Origin of the sequence: Emticicia soli, from assembly GCF_037860775.1 — a bacterium.
GTDB classification, from domain to species: Bacteria; Bacteroidota; Bacteroidia; order Cytophagales; family Spirosomataceae; genus Emticicia; species Emticicia soli.
In genome coordinates this window covers 1-15,984 of the sequence record NZ_JBBEWC010000019.1, presented here as the reverse complement: position 1 = coordinate 15,984, position 15,984 = coordinate 1, and the positions used below count along the sequence as shown (strand labels likewise).

Below are 15,984 nucleotides of genomic sequence, written 5' to 3'. Positions count from 1 at the left end.
AAATAGTAAAATTTTTAGTTTTCAAACTGGAATAAAGTATGTCTTGGCTTACAAAAACACTATCAAGCTCAATAGGGAAAAAAGTCCTTATGTCATTAACAGGGCTTTTTCTTTGTACTTTTCTTGTAGTACACCTTACGGGTAATTTACAACTTTTTTATAAAGATGGCGGGTACGCTTTTAATACCTACGCTGTTTTTATGACCTCTTTTCCGCTTATCAAAATCATTTCTTACGGCAACTATTTTTTCATTTTGTTTCATGCTTTCTGGGGTTTATATCTTGAAATCCAGAATCGTAAGGCACGCCCTGTAAGATATGCTGTTGTTAAGAATTCGTCTTCCTGGTCAAGCCGTAATATGGCTATCTTAGGAACTGTTCTCTTAGTTTATATTGTTGTTCATATGGGCGACTTCTGGTATAAATACCACAACGAACCGCTTCCGTATGTACAATATATGTCTGATGTAAGAACAGGCCAAATAGTGGCTACCGAAATGCCATCGACTTACACACAAGATGTGAAAAAAGTTGAGATCAGCGACCTTGAAACAGGCACACATCTGGTAATTGTAAAAGACCTTTACAAAGAGGTTTCAGTAGCATTTCAGAATCCTTTGTTGGTTTTGCTTTATCTTGTAGGTATGCTTGCAGTAGCGTTTCACTTGTATCATGGTTTTCAGAGTGCTTTCCAGACTTTAGGCTGGAATCACCCTAAATATACGCCATTGATTAGAGGTATTAGCACCTGGGTTTTTGCCATTCTTGTTCCTGCAGGTTTTGCGGCAATGCCAATCTTCTTTTATGTAAAACATTTAATGGGTAATTGATTCTCAGATTAATAGATATACAGATATGTCCAAAAAAATAGATGCCAAAATTCCCGAAAGTACTTTATCGGAGAAATGGACAAAATATCGTTCTACTGTGCCATTGGTGAATCCGGCCAATAAACGAAGTATAGAAATAATAGTAGTAGGTACCGGGCTAGCCGGAGCATCGGCAGCAGCAACGCTGGCTGAGCTTGGTTATAAGGTAAAAGCTTTTTGCTTTCAGGACTCACCTCGCAGAGCGCACTCTATTGCTGCTCAGGGGGGGATTAACGCCGCAAAAAACTACCAGAATGATGGTGACTCTGTTTACCGTCTATTCTATGATACCATCAAAGGAGGAGATTATCGTGCAAGAGAGGCTAATGTACACCGTTTAGCAGAGGTATCAGGAAATATCATTGACCAATGTGTAGCGCAAGGCGTGCCTTTTGCTCGTGAATATGGTGGATTGCTTTCAAATCGTTCGTTTGGTGGTACGCAGGTACAGCGTACTTTTTACGCCGCCGGACAAACAGGCCAGCAGTTACTTTTAGGTGCTTACTCTGGTTTAGAACGCCAGATAGGTATCGGTACAGTAACTATGTACAACCGCCACGAAATGCTGGAAGTAGTAATGATTGATGGCAAAGCACGTGGTATTATTGCCCGTAACCTTATTACAGGTGAACTAGAGCGTCATTTTGGCCATGCGGTGTTGTTATGTACTGGGGGGTATGGTAACGTATTTTACCTGTCGACCAATGCAATGGGTAGCAACGTGACGGCGGCATGGAAAGCACACAAACAAGGTGCTTACTTCGGTAACCCGTGTTTTACGCAAATTCACCCGACTTGTATTCCTGTATCAGGCGACCACCAATCTAAGTTAACCTTGATGTCGGAGTCATTACGTAACGACGGTCGCATCTGGGTTCCAAAGAAAAAAGATGATACCCGCCCGGCTAACGCGATACCAGAAGACGAAAGAGATTATTATTTAGAGCGTCGTTATCCTGCATTTGGTAACCTTGTACCTCGTGATATTGCCTCTCGTGCTGCTAAAGAGCGTTGCGATGCTGGCTATGGGGTAGGCACATCAAAAATGGCCGTTTACCTTGATTATGCTTCGGCTATTGACCGTTATGGTAAAATTGAAGCGAACAAAAAAGGTTTACATAATGCCTCTAAGGAAGAAATAATTGTGATGGGGAAAGCCGTAGTAAAAGAGAAATATGGTAACCTATTCGATATGTATAAGCAGATTACAGGCGAAGACCCTTACGAAGTGCCTATGCGTATTTATCCGGCGGTGCACTATACAATGGGTGGCTTGTGGGTTGACTATAACTTAATGACAAGTGTTCCGGGCTTATATGCTTTGGGTGAAGCAAACTTCTCTGACCACGGTGCTAACCGCTTGGGTGCATCGGCCTTGATGCAAGGCTTGGCAGATGGCTACTTCGTGATTCCTTATACTATTGGTGCTTATCTTTCTGGTGAAATTCGTACCAAAGCAATTCCTACTGACCACCCTGCCTTTGTAGAAGCAGAAAACGCAGTAAAAGAGCGTATCAATAAATTGTTGACAATTAAGGGTAAACAGTCTCCTGAATCATTCCATAAACGTCTTGGCAAAATTATGTGGGACAAATGTGGCATGGCCCGTAACGAACAAGGCTTGAAAGAGGCTATCGAAGAGATTCGTGCCTTGAAAAAAGAGTTCTGGTCTGATTTGCGTGTAATGGGAGATGCTGACGAGTTTAACCCTGAATTGGATAAAGCCGGCCGTGTAGCTGACTTTATTGAATTAGGTGAATTGATGTGTATTGATGCCCTTAACAGAAACGAATCTTGTGGTGGACACTTCCGCGAAGAATACCAAACCGAAGAAGGTGAAGCAATGCGTGATGATGAAAACTATATGTATGTAGCCGCATGGGAATATGAGGGCGATAGCAAATGGACGCTCAACAAAGAGCCTTTGATATACGAAAATATCAAAATTGCGCAACGTAGTTATAAATAACCCCCTTGCCCCGGCAGGGGTGATTATTAAAAATTTACAATTATGTCAGAAGGTAATATGAACCTCACACTGAAAGTGTGGAGACAAAAAAATGCAAAAACTAAAGGTAGTCTCGAAACCTACCAGGTAAATGGTATCTCTGAAGATATGTCTTTTCTTGAAATGTTCGACGTCTTGAACGAGCGTCTGGTTTCAGAAGAAAAAGAACCTATCGCATTTGATCATGATTGTCGTGAAGGTATCTGTGGCATGTGCTCAATGCACATCAACGGGCGCCCTCATGGGCCTCTCGAAGCGGTTACTACTTGCCAGTTACATATGCGTAGTTTCAAAGATGGCGATACCATTGTAGTTGAACCGTGGAGAGCAACGGCATTTCCGGTTATTAAAGATTTGGTAGTTGATAGAACTTCGTTCGACCGTATCATTGCTTCTGGTGGATACATTTCTGTAAACACCGGTAATGCACAAGATGGTAACTCTCTTCCGATTCCGAAAGAAGAGGCAGATAAAGCTTTTGCAGCAGCAGCTTGTATTGGTTGTGGTGCTTGTGTGGCGGCTTGTAAAAATGCCTCAGCTATGCTTTTTGTATCGGCAAAGGTTTCGCAACTGGCACTTTTACCACAAGGTCAACCAGAGCGTGAAGAAAGAGCAATTAACATGGTTGCACAAATGGATGCAGAAGGTTTTGGCTCTTGTACAAACACAGGTGCTTGTGCAATTGAATGCCCGAAAGAGATTTCTCTTGAAAACATCGCACGTTTGAACCGTGAATATTTAGGTGCCAGTATTGGGTCTACGGTGGCGTAAGAAATGCCCCCGGCCCCTAAAGGGGTGTTAAAAAAAATCTGAAGTTTAGTATATAAAACAATAGCCTACCACTTAAAAATAGTAGGCTATTGTTTTTTACCTATGGCTAGATTTAGTGTAGGTCATTTATCTATTTCTTCACAAACTTCTGCGCCATTATACTGGCTGCAATAAGCTGTAAAGCATGGTATATCATTAAGGGCAGCAGAATAATACCTACAATACTGCTTTGGGTAAATAGTACTTTCGACATCACCGTTCCATGCACTAATGATTTCTTTGAGCCACAAAACATTACAGTTATGTTATCGGCTTTGCTGAAACCTAAAATCTTTCCTATAAAATTCGTAATAAGTATCACGGCGAAAAATAAAGCCAGTAAACCTCCCATTAATAAAACAAGCTCAAACACTGATAAACCATTAAACAGATTCAAGGCAAATGATTTACAGAACGATGTATAGATGATTATCAGAATGATAGATTGGTCAAAGTTCTTTAAAGCGCCTTTATATTTATCAGCAAACCAACCTAAACGCTTGTTGAGTAACATACCAATAATGAGCGGTAAAAGCACTTGCAGGCAAAGTTTTCCGATAATACTCCAGGCATCAAAATTACCTGTGTCAGCCACTATAAAAAGCCCTACCCATAGCGGAGTCATAAATAAGCCAATAAGGCTCGATATACTGGCATTGAAGATAGCCGCCGGAATATTACCATTGGCAATAGAAACCATTACCACCGACGACGAAACTGTAGACGGCAACGCAGCCAGATAAAATATGCCTAGCCAGAGCGTCTGGGTACCAGAATCGGCAAAGAGTGGCTTAAATAGTAAGGCCAAAAGCGGAAACAATAAAAATGTAGTAAGTTGGATAACAATGTGCATTTTCCAGTTTGCCAAACCCTGTTTAAGTTTATCTGTACTTAATTTGAGGCCATAGAAAAAGAAAATACCAGATACCCCATAATTAGCAATTTCTTCTAAGGATATAGGTTCTTGCATTAGTCCGGGCTCAGGGAAATAATAAGCAAGAATAACCATAATGATAATAGCCCCTAAGAACCAGTCGAGGCCAATACTGGAAAAGAACGACTTTATTTTGTTCACAATGTAGCGATTTTAGTTTTTGGTAATGCTAAACAAAAAGCCCTATAAACCGTGTCGATTTATAGGGCCTTGGTGTATTCTTAGTGCTATTATGCGTATGTATTTAACATTACAGGCATAACAAGCATTAGTGTATCCTCATTATCGGTTTTTTCGACCGGAATAATTAAACCTGCACGGTTTGGTTGAGACATTTCAAGAGAGATATTTTTCACGCTCAGGTTGTTCAACATTTCTATCAAAAACTTAGCATTGAAGCCGATTTCTATTTCATCGCCGTCGTATTCACAAGCTAATTTTTCGGTTGCTTCGTTTGAATAATCTAAATCTTCGGCAGAAATCACTAATTCATTAGCCGAGATTTTCAGACGAATCTGATGCGTAGTTTTATTTGAATAAATCGAAATACGTTTCAAAGTACTCAATAATTCGATACGCTCAATTTTTAGTTTATTCGGGTTATTTTGTGGAATAACGTTTTCGTAATCAGGGAAACGCTCGTCAATCAGGCGGCAAATCATTTTGATATTACCAAAACTGAAAAAAGCATTAGAGCTACTGAATTCGGCTTTTACAGGTAAAATCTCACCAGGAAGCGACGATTTCAATAGATTTAAAGCTTTGCGAGGTAAAATCATAGAAGTGTTGTTCGGTGATTTTACATCTTCACGGCGGTAGCGAATCAAACGGTGCCCATCAGTAGCTACAAAAGTAGTGGCGCTGTCTGACGCCTGCACAAAAACGCCTGTCATGGCAGGGCGTAAATCGTCTGTACTAGTCGCAAAAATAGTATTGGCTATAGCCGAACCTAGCGTATCCGAATCCATCTCGATGCTAAAATTACGGTTTACTTGCGGAACACGAGGAAAATCCATTGGATTCTCGCCTGCGAGTTTATAACGGCCATTGGCTGTTACAAGTTCTGTTCCGAAAGTTTCTTCATCAACATTAATCTGAACCGGTTGCTCTGGTAAGCTACGGAGTGTATCTAATAATAAACGAGCAGGCACGGCAAAAGAACCGCTATCACGAGAATCAACCTCGAATTCGGTAATCATAACTGTTTGCATATCTGAAGCTGTCACAGTTAAGTTGCCTTTATCTAATTGAAACAAAAAGTTTTCGAGGATAGGAACGATAGGATTACTGGCAATCACACCATTGATGGTGGAAAGATGTTTAAGTAGAGCGGATGACGAAACGACAAACTTCATGTGTATATGCGATTTTCAATTATTTATCCACTAAAATAATGCCAATTGGTTTGGCATAGGATAAGTCAGCAAAAATACAAAAAAATCGCTAAATACCCAAGTATAAAACAACAAAAAGCTAGCTGATTTTTCAACCAGCTAGCCCGCATTTAAGTTAAAATCAGATGGTGTTTAAACTACTCTGCAGCCATGTTTTGGCAAGCAAAGCAAGCTTAGTCGTATCCGGCACACGAATGCGCTCCTGCTGTATCCGGGCAGCTGAAATTCCTTTTATTCGTTCGAAAAGTTTCAGATAATAACAGTAAGCCAGATACACGCCCTTTCTTGCGCCACTCGGAAGACCCATAATACCTATATAGGCATTATCGAAATCTTTCTGAATATCTTCTTCTATCAGTATTTTACTTGAAAGGCTAAAATCATTAAAGTCAACATTAGGAAAATAGACCCTGCCTCTTTCTGAAAAATCGCTTTGAATGTCTCTCAGAAAATTCACTTTCTGAAAAGCCGCTCCAAGGCTCTGGGCATAAACTTTAAGTTTGTCGAATAGTTGTTCATCTCCTTCACAAAAAACCCGCAGGCACATCAGCCCCACAACTTCGGCCGAGCCATAGATGTATTTGTCGTAGCCGTTTCTATCATAAACTCTATTGCACAGGTCCATTTCCATACTTTCCAGAAATGCCTCTATAAGCTCTGTTTCTATTTTATATTGCCTCACCACTTTCTGAAAAGAATGTAAAACCGGATTCAGGCTGATACCTTCTTCTATGGCTTTATAAGTTTCTTCTCCATAACGGCTGAGCAGCGTTTCTTTATCGAAGTCATGAAAAGTATCTACAATTTCGTCAGCATACCTTACAAAGCCATATATTCCATAAATAGGGTCATGAAATTTACGGTCGAGTGTCTGTATGCCCAATGTAAACGAGGTGCTATACGATTTCGTTATTAGTTTGCTACACCCGAAAGTAGTTTTTTCAAATAAATTAAACATTCTTTTTTCGTTTAAAAGGTTGGGCAATTTTTATGCGCTTGTTTACTGCTCTAAGCAATCGTTAATTCTTTATGAGATTTTCCAAATTCTGTTATTACCTGATTCGCTACAACTAAGCCTGAAATCAACGACGGTGGTACACCCGGCCCAGGTACCGTAAGTTGGCCTGTATAAAACAAGTTCTTTACTTTTTTGTTTTTCAGGCTTGGTTTCAGAAATGCTGTTTGCAATAGCGTATTAGCCAGACCATAAGCATTTCCCCTAAAAGAATGATAATCGTTTTTAAAGTCACTTACGGCAAAACTTCGTTTATAAACTACGTGCTTTCTGATGCTATGACCCACATATTTTTCCAGACGCTCCATCACTATTTCATAATATTTCTCACGTACATCCTCGCCATCTGCCAGATCAGGTGCAATCGGAATAAGGATAAAAAGGTTTTCGGCACCCTCCGGTGCTACACTAGCATCTGTCTTAGAGGGCGCCGATACGTAAAATAGTGGTTTTGAAGGCCATTTTGGATGTGTATAGATTTCGTCGGCATGAATATCGAAATCTTCATCAAAAAACAGGTTATGGTGTGTAAGCTTATCTACTTTGCGGTCAACGCCTACATAAAATAACAGAGACGATGGCGCCATTGTACGGCTATTCCAGTATTTTTCGCTATAATTTCTATCAGTTTCTTTTAACAACTGGCTTTCTATATGGTGGTAGTCGCCTGCGCCAATTACAATATCAGCTTCATACTCGCCTACATCTGTAATCACTTTCTGAACTGTTTTGTTTTCAACCTCTATACGTTTAACTGCTTCATTGAGTTTAATATTTACTCCTTTCTCTTCGGCCAATTTTACCATTGCTTTTACAATCTCGTGCATGCCTCCCATCGGATACCACGTTCCGAGGGCTATTTCGGCATAGTTCATCAAGCTATACAATGCTGGCGTATTTTTTGGTGTTGCTCCCAGAAAAAGAATCGGAAACTCCATTAATTGTAATAATCTACGACTCGAGAAAAACTTACGAATATGCTTACCAAACGAAGCGAATAAATCAAGGCTGATGGCTTTAGATAAAATCCGATAATCAAAAAATTCGGTAATTGATAAACTTGGCTTCCAAACAAATTCCCCGATACCTACATCGTATTTATATTTCGATTCGTATAAAAAATCTTCTAGTTTTTTAGCACTACCCTGCTCTATGCTTTCAAAAAGTGCTTTTAATTCATCTAGATTAGCTGGTAAATCTACCTCCTCTGTCGGGCCAAAAATCACTTTATATGATGGGTCAAGCCTTACCAATTCATAGTAATCGGCTACACTTTTACCAAACTCGGCAAAGTATCTTTCAAACACATCGGGCATCCAATACCAGCTTGGGCCCATATCGAACGTAAAACCTTTTTCTTCAAAAACTCTGGCACGCCCACCGGCTGTGGCATTTTTTTCAAGAATTGTTACGTCATAACCTGCGTCTGCTAATTTTGTTGCTGCAGAGAGTCCGGCAAATCCGGCTCCGATTACTATTGCCTTGCTCATATAAAAGAGGTCTCTTTTTCTTTATATAACTGTATAAACTAGTATTGTTTAATTTTGTTTAAAAAAGGTTAAACAAAATTAATTTTTATTTTTAATTCTTCACTATACTTACGACATAACTGTTGATTAGGGCATAAAATTGAAATAAATTTTCAAATGCCCCAGTAGATATCAGAAGTATATTGGCAGAAGCATATAAATCTATTTTTTAAGAACCTAATAATTAATGTTTAGTAGCAGGATATTCGTCGATACCGAGCGTAGTGAGTTTGGGGTTCAAAGTTTTGGTAGTGATTACAACCTGAAAAAATTTTGTTTTTAAGGCGTCAAAGTCACAAACAAACTTATTTTTAATTTTTAAGGCACGATACACCGCCGTATAGTTTACTTTCCGTTGTTCCCAGCCATTGATAGCCAGGTTCGTCTGCACACATTCAATAGCTCTTTTGAGATTCGAAAAATAAACCGTAAATGGCTCTCGTCGTCGCACATCATTCAGCGAGCCTATGTATTGTATCGTTACCTCATATATAATTGCCTGCCGCATGAAATGTATAGAATTTTAAGGATGCTAAACACCCTTAATGTGTTCGTTTCTTAAATATATTCAATAAAATGATTTTTATGAAAAATTATTCGATAATTTTTCTTTACCACAATATTACTTACTACTTGGCGTTATTTGATTGTATTTCATTTAGTTATAGAGAAAAAGCCCGAACATAGTATTTGTTGGGCTTTTTCTTTTTTAAGTAGTTTATACTCAAAAACTACGTCGTTGTTTCTCGGCTCTGGTAATTATTCTCTGCTAAAGTGTCTGTGTCATTATCCTACATACTATCCACCAAAATCACACTTATCCACATATTCACAAAGTTATCCACACATTCTAATGTTTTTTATCCACAGCAAAACAAATCTATAATCTTTTAAGTTTTTAACATTTTTTTGATAATAAATTGAGAACTTTGCAAGCTCATTTTAAAACGGCTTCAAAAGAGCCATTTATCATAAAAACCAATTACAAATGACGCTTTTTAATGTGTATCCCCTTTATGACATTGAGCCTGTAAAAGCTCAAGGTTCTTATCTATGGGATAAGAACGGACAACAGTATTTAGATTTATATGGTGGTCATGCGGTTATTTCAATAGGCCATACCCACCCTGTTTATGTCCGAAGGCTTACACATCAGTTAAAAAACATTGGTTTTTATTCTAATTCGGTAAAAATACCTTCGCAAGAAGAGTTAGCCGACAAATTAGGTAAAATATCAGGGCTGAAAGATTACTACCTGTTTCTGGTAAATTCGGGAGCAGAAGCTAACGAGAATGCCTTGAAACTGGCTTCTTTCTACAATGGCCGCAAAAAAATAATTGCTTTTAGCAAAGGCTTCCACGGCCGTACTTCGGCGGCTGTAGCGGCTACCGATAACCCAAGCATAAAAGCACCGATTAACTTTGATGAGCACGTACAGATTTTACCTTTCAATGATGTAGAAGCTGTAAAAAAAGCCATTGATACAGATACCTGTGCAGTAATTGTTGAGGGTATTCAAGGTGTTGGAGGTATTCAGGTAGCAAGCGATGAATTTCTGAAAACTATCCGTAAGGCTTGTGATAAAACCGGCGCTATTTTTATTCATGATAGCGTACAATGCGGATACGGGCGCTCGGGTAAGTTTTTCAGTTTTCAACATAGCGGAGTGAAACCAGATATTATCTCTACTGCCAAAGGCATGGGTAATGGTTTCCCGATTGGAGCTATTCTGATTTCTCCTAGGTTTCAGGCTAAACACGGTTTGTTAGGTACTACTTTCGGAGGCAATCATCTGGCTTGTACGGCAGCTAATGCCGTAATTGATGTTATCAAGAAAGAAAAACTGGTGCAGAATGCTGCCTCTGTAGGCGATTATTTCTTTGAGAACCTGAAACAATTTGATAGAATTAAAGAATTACGTGGCAAGGGATTAATGATAGGTATTGAGTTTGAAAAACCAGTTGACCCTATCAGAAATTCGCTGCTTTTTGACCATAAAATATTTACTGGCGTGGCCGGGAAGCACACTATCCGTTTGCTCCCTAGCCTTGCCGTAACAACCAAAGAGGCCGACATCTTTTTAGATGCCTTACAAAAAGTATTGGCTAAGGCTTAACAGCCTCAACAGCCAATAAATACAGCTTCATGGCTTGTGCGTCGCTGGCAATCCAGGCATCATACTCCTGGATTGCCTTCAGACGTGTTTCTTCTGAAATAAACCCATCTTTTACAACCTGTTTTCCACGAGTTTCAGCCACTACGCTCCATATTTTGGCATCGCCTTTAAAACTATCTTCACTACTCAGGCTTGCTTCGTGTTGCTCTACAACATTTATTAATTGCAAACCAAGTTTCTTATAAATATCTGACAGATTATCAGCAATGGCATTATCATAACCGGCATCTTTACGCCAGTGCAAAAAAGCCTCATAAAAATCCAGCATCGATTGTGGAGGCTGGGGTGTCCATGTAATTTTAGTATGGTTATAATCTAAAATAGAAATCATGCCTCCCGGCTTTACCAGATTCAGCATTTGTGCTACTACTTCTTCGGGGTTATTTACCCATTGTAAAGTGCGGGCAGCAATAACCAAATCAAACTTCTGTTCTGCTGCATAGGTATTAATATCAGCTACCTCAAACGACAGATTACTCAGGTAGCCATGATTTTTTTGTGCAAGTTCTATCAGATGTTCGCTGAAATCAATGCCTACTACACGCCCACTCACACCTACCCGTTCGGCCACTCCGGCAGTAATTGTTCCTGAGCCACAACCCACATCGAGCACCGACATACCTTCTTTGAGTAGATTCAATAATGACGAATAACTACTTTCAACTGTGCGGCGGTCAAGCACTTTGTTTGCTCCCTGAGGCATTTCTGCCCTTGTTTGAGATGTCTGATTCATTATTTATTTGATAAATGGTTGATAATGCTGATTGAAATATGGGGCGTCATTCCGAAAATCTATACATTTGTTTATTCAAATGCCACTCAAAATTTATGGATATTATCCTGCTAATTGTTGCCATTATTTGCCTCTTGGTTGGTTTGGCCGGAGCTGTTTTACCTTTGCCGGGGCCACCTTTAAGCTTTGTGGGGCTCTTAGCCCTTCAGTTCAGTAAGTTCGCCCAATTCAGCGAAAACCTGCTTTGGGTGCTAGGTATTGTTACTTTAATAGTTACTATTCTCGACTACTATGTACCTATCTGGGGCACTAAAAAATTTGGCGGCTCTAAATATGGTGCCTGGGGCAGCACAATAGGGCTCATTGTCGGAATGTTTTTTGGCCCTTTTGGTATTTTCATTGGTGCTTTTTTAGGTGCTCTGGTTGGCGAACTCATCGCCGGTTCTACTTCGCAACAAGCTACCAAAGCAGCTTTTGGCTCTTTTATGGGTTTTCTTGTGGGCATTGTCATGAAAATAGCTTTATGCGTAGTCATGATATGGTATGCTGGCAAAGAAATATGGAATTATTTTGCTTAAATATCCTGAACGTGTTATAAATACACGCTCAGGATTTGTGCCTCTTTTATGCCCTTTTCAACTCCCATCTTAACAGCTCATTTTCTGTTTTGATGAGTAGAAAACCTGCTTTTTGCAATACCCGCTGCGAATTAAGTAAATCGAGCGGTGTGTGTGCTACAATGATTTTGAGGTTTTCATTTTGAAAAGCCCATTGGCTCAGACACACCAATGCTTCGGTAGCATAGCCTTTGCCTCGCTGTTTTAAATCTATACCATAGCCTATTTCCGACTCTCCGTTTTCGTTAGGTAACCCAGCTAGACCGATGCCTCCAATGCCGAGGTTTTCTTGCTTTTGAACTACTAGCCAATTAGTAAACCATACGTAATCATCAGGGTTCTTTTCTACCATTGGTATCCAATAGTTTTGAAGTGCATCATCAAATTCGTTTTGAAACAATGGCTCGGTTTCAATTTTTGTGTCTTTCAGTGCCAATTTTTCAACCAGAGCCTCCGGATTATTATAAATATGTAATTGGTGTAAATTTAAGGGAATGAGTCTCAAACGCTCAGATTCGATATAAAACATGATTTGATAGTCGATTTTTTGAAAAAAAGATTAACAGAACAAGTGAAGACTTGTCATGATGAGTGCCTGTTTGTTAGTGTTAAACAATACCAGGCAGTCGACTATCGAGGAGTGAAGTACTAAATTTCAGAGGCAATTGATTACGATATAAAGGTAATAAAAAAATTCGCAAAAAATAATAACTTAAAAATACGTTGTATAACTGAAAAATACGTTATAATTTTGATTATGGAAGAATTAACAAAAACCGAAGAACGCATCATGCACATAATCTGGGATTTAGGCCGATGCTTTGTAAAAGACATTATAGAGAAAATAGACGAAGAACCCAAGCCCCCCTATAACACTATCTCGTCGGTGGTCAGGATTCTGGAAAAGAAAGCCTATGTAGGCTTCAAGGCTTATGGCAAAACCTACGAATATTTTCCTATTATCAGCAAAGAAGATTATGGTAAGTTCTCTTTCAAGAAAGTCTTTGCCAATTATTTCAACAATTCGGCCGAAACTTTACTGTCTTTTATGGTAAAAGAAGAAAAACTGAGCGATACTGATATTGATAAACTGAAACAGTTTATAGATAAACAATGATTTCAACTCAATCTTAAACTAAAACAAAAATGCTGTTTCTAACATACCTCCTGAAAGCTTCGGCTTGTATGGCTGTTTTTTATGGATTATACTTTTTTGTATTCCGTAAATTTACTTTTCATACAATCAACCGCTTTTATTTGCTTACTAGCCTATGCTTAAGTTTTATTATCCCTTTTGTTTCGTTTGAAACTATTAAGGTAGTAAAGCCCGAGCCTGTTGCAATACTTAAGCCCACGCCAGGTGCTTCTGCGCCAACAGACAATGCTGCCTATACTTTATCTAATGAAGCACAGCCCATTGTGGAGCCATACCCTATTGAAAAAACAATTGACTGGGAATTTTATCTTGTCTCTGCTTATGTTTGCGTCTCTCTGGTTTTATTGGTGCTTTTATGCTCCAAACTATTTAAGCTTATTAGCTTCAGCAAACAAGCAACAAAAGCAGGTAGCTTGTGGATTGTACAGAACTATAAGCAGCAGACAAATGCTTCGTTCTTTAATCTTGTTTTTTTGAACACCAAAGATTTAAACGATAACGAAAAAGCACAGATTATTGCGCACGAATGTGTGCATGTCAGGCAGCTACACTCTATAGATGTTTTATTGGTTGAGCTATGCAAAATTGTGGTTTGGTTTAACCCCATTGTGTATTTCTACAAAAAATCATTAATAGAAATACATGAATTTGAAGCCGACCTCAATACTATTCAACAGTTTGATAGTAAAAACTATGCACACTTACTGCTCAAGCTAGGTATCAACCACAAAGTAGACCTTAGCAATCAGTTTAGTTTACATCCGTTATCTACCCGAATTCAGTTTTTGTTTAAAAAGCGCACACTTACTATCAAGAAGCTATTTTACTTTCTGGGCTTACCATTGCTGGCACTTGGTATTTTCGCCTTTGCCCCACGTAATGAGAAAGTGATTTATGAAGTGGCATCATCAGTTAAGAAAGATATGCAAGTACTTTCTTTAGAAAAGTCATCAAAACCCATTAGTCAGGATTCATCTCATAAGAAACAAGAAGTGAATCCCAAAACGTTAGTCACTGCAGCGGATTCAAGTCAACATAAGCTTGTTATTAATACATTTTTATTACAAAAACCAGAAATTAACCTCCCAGAATTTCAAGCTAAAGGTGTATTTGAGATGACCGCCACCTTGAAAAGCGAAAATACGCCTGAGATTATTTCTTTTCATTTTTTTCAAGACGGTAGAGTGACTACTGCCGGTGTGCCAGAGAATGAAATAGAAATATTCCAAAATAATGTACAATTGATAAATGGCAAGGATTATGAGTTTATTTATGAAAACGGTATAATTGCAAAAGTACGCTTTAAAGAACATCTTGTCAGCGAAACTACTGGAGTTTTTATTATAATAAAAAAACTTATTGAGCCAAAAGGTTATAAGCCTTCTCTTAACCCATGGAGTAACAGATTTACTATTAATCCACAAATACTTAAAACTAATGATACTCTAAATACTTTTACTCCAATGGAAGTCGTATCTCAGCCTGTATCATCTTATAATAGTAAATACAGGTATCGAGTTAATCTAAACTCGCAAATACCCCAAGCTCCTGATACATCAAAAGTTTCTGTGCCTAAGAAAGATTAACAATTGCAAAATGACAAAAACCAACAAAGGTCGTATTGATAATACGGCCTTTTGTTTTGTACATATTATAGAAACAATGTAGAAACTTTTCCCATATCTGTGCAAAACATTCTAATTTCAAAAATTTGGGCTTTCTATATCAAAAACACATAATTACCTACCTATCAATAACTTATAAAAACATTCTACTCAAACTGGTATATTTCTTTGATTGAATAATGAAACGTGTAATCATTAAAATTTTTAAAGTCATGAAGACGAATAAACCATTTATGAGTAAGTATTTAACACTGTCGGTTTGTGGAGCAATGCTATTGAGCGCAACAACCTCTTGTAACTCATTTAAGAAATTAACAAACGAACAAAAAGGTGCTATTATTGGTGTAGGTGCAGGAGCCGCCGCAGGGGCAGCCATAGGAAGTAAGAGTAAGAATCCGGCGGTATATGCTATTGTAGGGTCGGCTGTGGGTGGTGCCGCAGGGGTATTTATTGGTAAGTACATGGATAAACAAGCCGAAAAAATGAAAAAAGACCTAGACGGAGTAGCCGAAGTAGAGCGTGTTGATGAAGGTATTAAATTGACAATGAAATCGGGTGTTCTTTTCGGGTTTGACTCTTTCGCTTTAAATGATAACTCAAGAGCAAGTCTTGAAAAACTTTCAGAAACCCTGAAAGAGTATGAAGACACTAATATTCTAGTAGCCGGGCATACCGATAACGTAGGTGCTGAAAGCTATAACATGAAATTGTCAGAAAAACGTGCCAATGCCGTTGCTGATTTCTTAAAGAAAAAAGGTATTAAAAACGCAAGAATGTCGGTAATAGGTTATGGAGAATCAACTCCGGTGGTTGACAACAGCACTGAGGCCGGTAGAGATAAAAACCGCCGTGTAGAGTTGGCCATTGTAGCAAACGAAAATCTGAAAAAAGAAGCTAAAAACGGCACAAACGATATAGCTAAAAAATAGGGCTTTACAAGTTGATTTATAGTGTACGTGGGGTACACACCTAGAGGGTTATAGATTATTCTATAACCTTTTTTATTTTTCCCCAAAAAGACCTGTGGAACGAGTTTTTAAAGTTTTATTTGTATATAGGACTTTCGCTTTTGCGAAAGAGTTTAAAAATAGTTAAGTTAGCCTCATGCTAACGAAAAA

At 38.7% G+C, this 15,984-nt stretch carries 15 protein-coding genes; 8 read left to right on the top strand and 7 right to left on the bottom strand.

Annotation, left to right across the window (positions count from 1 at the left end; translation table 11 throughout):
• Nucleotides 1-38 precede the first annotated feature (38 nt).
• From WAE64_RS22875 to WAE64_RS22865, 3 genes are read left to right on the top strand one after another with little or no spacing between them, the layout of a single operon-like run.
• Nucleotides 39-830 carry a succinate dehydrogenase cytochrome b subunit gene (locus WAE64_RS22875; protein WP_340240205.1) on the top strand — a complete coding sequence of 264 codons (792 nt, stop codon included), beginning with the start codon at nucleotides 39-41 and terminating at the stop codon, nucleotides 828-830.
• A 25-nt stretch (nucleotides 831-855) separates the two neighbouring features.
• Nucleotides 856-2,838, top strand: a complete 1,983-nt coding sequence (locus WAE64_RS22870) for a fumarate reductase/succinate dehydrogenase flavoprotein subunit (protein WP_340240203.1) — start codon at nucleotides 856-858, stop codon at nucleotides 2,836-2,838.
• A gap of 57 nt (nucleotides 2,839-2,895) precedes the next feature.
• Entirely contained in the window at nucleotides 2,896-3,648 is a 753-nt protein-coding gene (locus WAE64_RS22865) for a succinate dehydrogenase/fumarate reductase iron-sulfur subunit (protein ID WP_379977290.1), read from the top strand.
• A gap of 130 nt (nucleotides 3,649-3,778) precedes the next feature.
• On the opposite strand, the gene WAE64_RS22860 is transcribed toward WAE64_RS22865, so the two are convergent.
• The 5 genes from WAE64_RS22860 to WAE64_RS22840 form a co-directional block, all read right to left on the bottom strand.
• Nucleotides 3,779-4,762: a bile acid:sodium symporter family protein gene (locus WAE64_RS22860; RefSeq protein WP_340240199.1), complete on the bottom strand. Its 984-nt coding sequence runs from the start codon at nucleotides 4,760-4,762 to the stop codon at nucleotides 3,779-3,781.
• Nucleotides 4,763-4,851: 89 nt separating this feature from the next.
• Complete coding sequence (gene dnaN / locus WAE64_RS22855; protein ID WP_340240197.1) at nucleotides 4,852-5,976, bottom strand: DNA polymerase III subunit beta; 1,125 nt, start codon at nucleotides 5,974-5,976, stop codon at nucleotides 4,852-4,854.
• Between the two features lie 160 nt (nucleotides 5,977-6,136).
• Nucleotides 6,137-6,973 carry a phytoene/squalene synthase family protein gene (locus WAE64_RS22850; RefSeq protein WP_340240195.1) on the bottom strand — a complete coding sequence of 279 codons (837 nt, stop codon included), beginning with the start codon at nucleotides 6,971-6,973 and terminating at the stop codon, nucleotides 6,137-6,139.
• A gap of 50 nt (nucleotides 6,974-7,023) precedes the next feature.
• Nucleotides 7,024-8,520: a phytoene desaturase family protein gene (locus WAE64_RS22845; RefSeq protein WP_340240193.1), complete on the bottom strand. Its 1,497-nt coding sequence runs from the start codon at nucleotides 8,518-8,520 to the stop codon at nucleotides 7,024-7,026.
• 223 nt (nucleotides 8,521-8,743) lie between these two features.
• Nucleotides 8,744-9,067, bottom strand: coding sequence for a hypothetical protein (locus WAE64_RS22840; protein ID WP_340240191.1), 324 nt, complete (start codon nucleotides 9,065-9,067; stop codon nucleotides 8,744-8,746).
• A gap of 480 nt (nucleotides 9,068-9,547) precedes the next feature.
• Between WAE64_RS22840 and WAE64_RS22835 the strand changes: the two genes are divergently transcribed.
• Nucleotides 9,548-10,675 carry an aspartate aminotransferase family protein gene (locus WAE64_RS22835; RefSeq protein ID WP_340240190.1) on the top strand — a complete coding sequence of 376 codons (1,128 nt, stop codon included), beginning with the start codon at nucleotides 9,548-9,550 and terminating at the stop codon, nucleotides 10,673-10,675.
• Here WAE64_RS22835 and WAE64_RS22830 read toward each other — a convergent pair.
• Nucleotides 10,665-11,468, bottom strand: coding sequence for a class I SAM-dependent methyltransferase (locus WAE64_RS22830; RefSeq protein ID WP_340240189.1), 804 nt, complete (start codon nucleotides 11,466-11,468; stop codon nucleotides 10,665-10,667). The two genes, WAE64_RS22835 and WAE64_RS22830, sit on opposite strands and share 11 nt — an antisense overlap.
• A 95-nt stretch (nucleotides 11,469-11,563) precedes the next feature.
• On the opposite strand from WAE64_RS22830, the gene WAE64_RS22825 reads away from it, so the two are divergent.
• Nucleotides 11,564-12,046 carry a DUF456 domain-containing protein gene (locus WAE64_RS22825; RefSeq protein WP_340240187.1) on the top strand — a complete coding sequence of 161 codons (483 nt, stop codon included), beginning with the start codon at nucleotides 11,564-11,566 and terminating at the stop codon, nucleotides 12,044-12,046.
• Between the two features lie 46 nt (nucleotides 12,047-12,092).
• Here WAE64_RS22825 and WAE64_RS22820 read toward each other — a convergent pair whose 3' ends face one another.
• Nucleotides 12,093-12,614: a GNAT family N-acetyltransferase gene (locus tag WAE64_RS22820; protein ID WP_340240185.1), complete on the bottom strand. Its 522-nt coding sequence runs from the start codon at nucleotides 12,612-12,614 to the stop codon at nucleotides 12,093-12,095.
• Between the two features lie 228 nt (nucleotides 12,615-12,842).
• On the opposite strand from WAE64_RS22820, the gene WAE64_RS22815 reads away from it, so the two are divergent.
• From WAE64_RS22815 to WAE64_RS22805, 3 genes are all read left to right on the top strand, one after another.
• Nucleotides 12,843-13,202 (top strand): BlaI/MecI/CopY family transcriptional regulator, encoded by a 360-nt coding sequence (locus tag WAE64_RS22815; RefSeq protein ID WP_340240183.1) that lies wholly within the window; start codon nucleotides 12,843-12,845, stop codon nucleotides 13,200-13,202.
• A 29-nt stretch (nucleotides 13,203-13,231) separates the two neighbouring features.
• Nucleotides 13,232-14,827, top strand: a complete 1,596-nt coding sequence (locus tag WAE64_RS22810; RefSeq protein ID WP_340240182.1) for a M56 family metallopeptidase — start codon at nucleotides 13,232-13,234, stop codon at nucleotides 14,825-14,827.
• Between the two features lie 251 nt (nucleotides 14,828-15,078).
• Nucleotides 15,079-15,795 (top strand): YiaD family glycine zipper/OmpA-like lipoprotein, encoded by a 717-nt coding sequence (locus WAE64_RS22805; protein ID WP_340240179.1) that lies wholly within the window; start codon nucleotides 15,079-15,081, stop codon nucleotides 15,793-15,795.
• Nucleotides 15,796-15,984 lie beyond the last annotated feature (189 nt).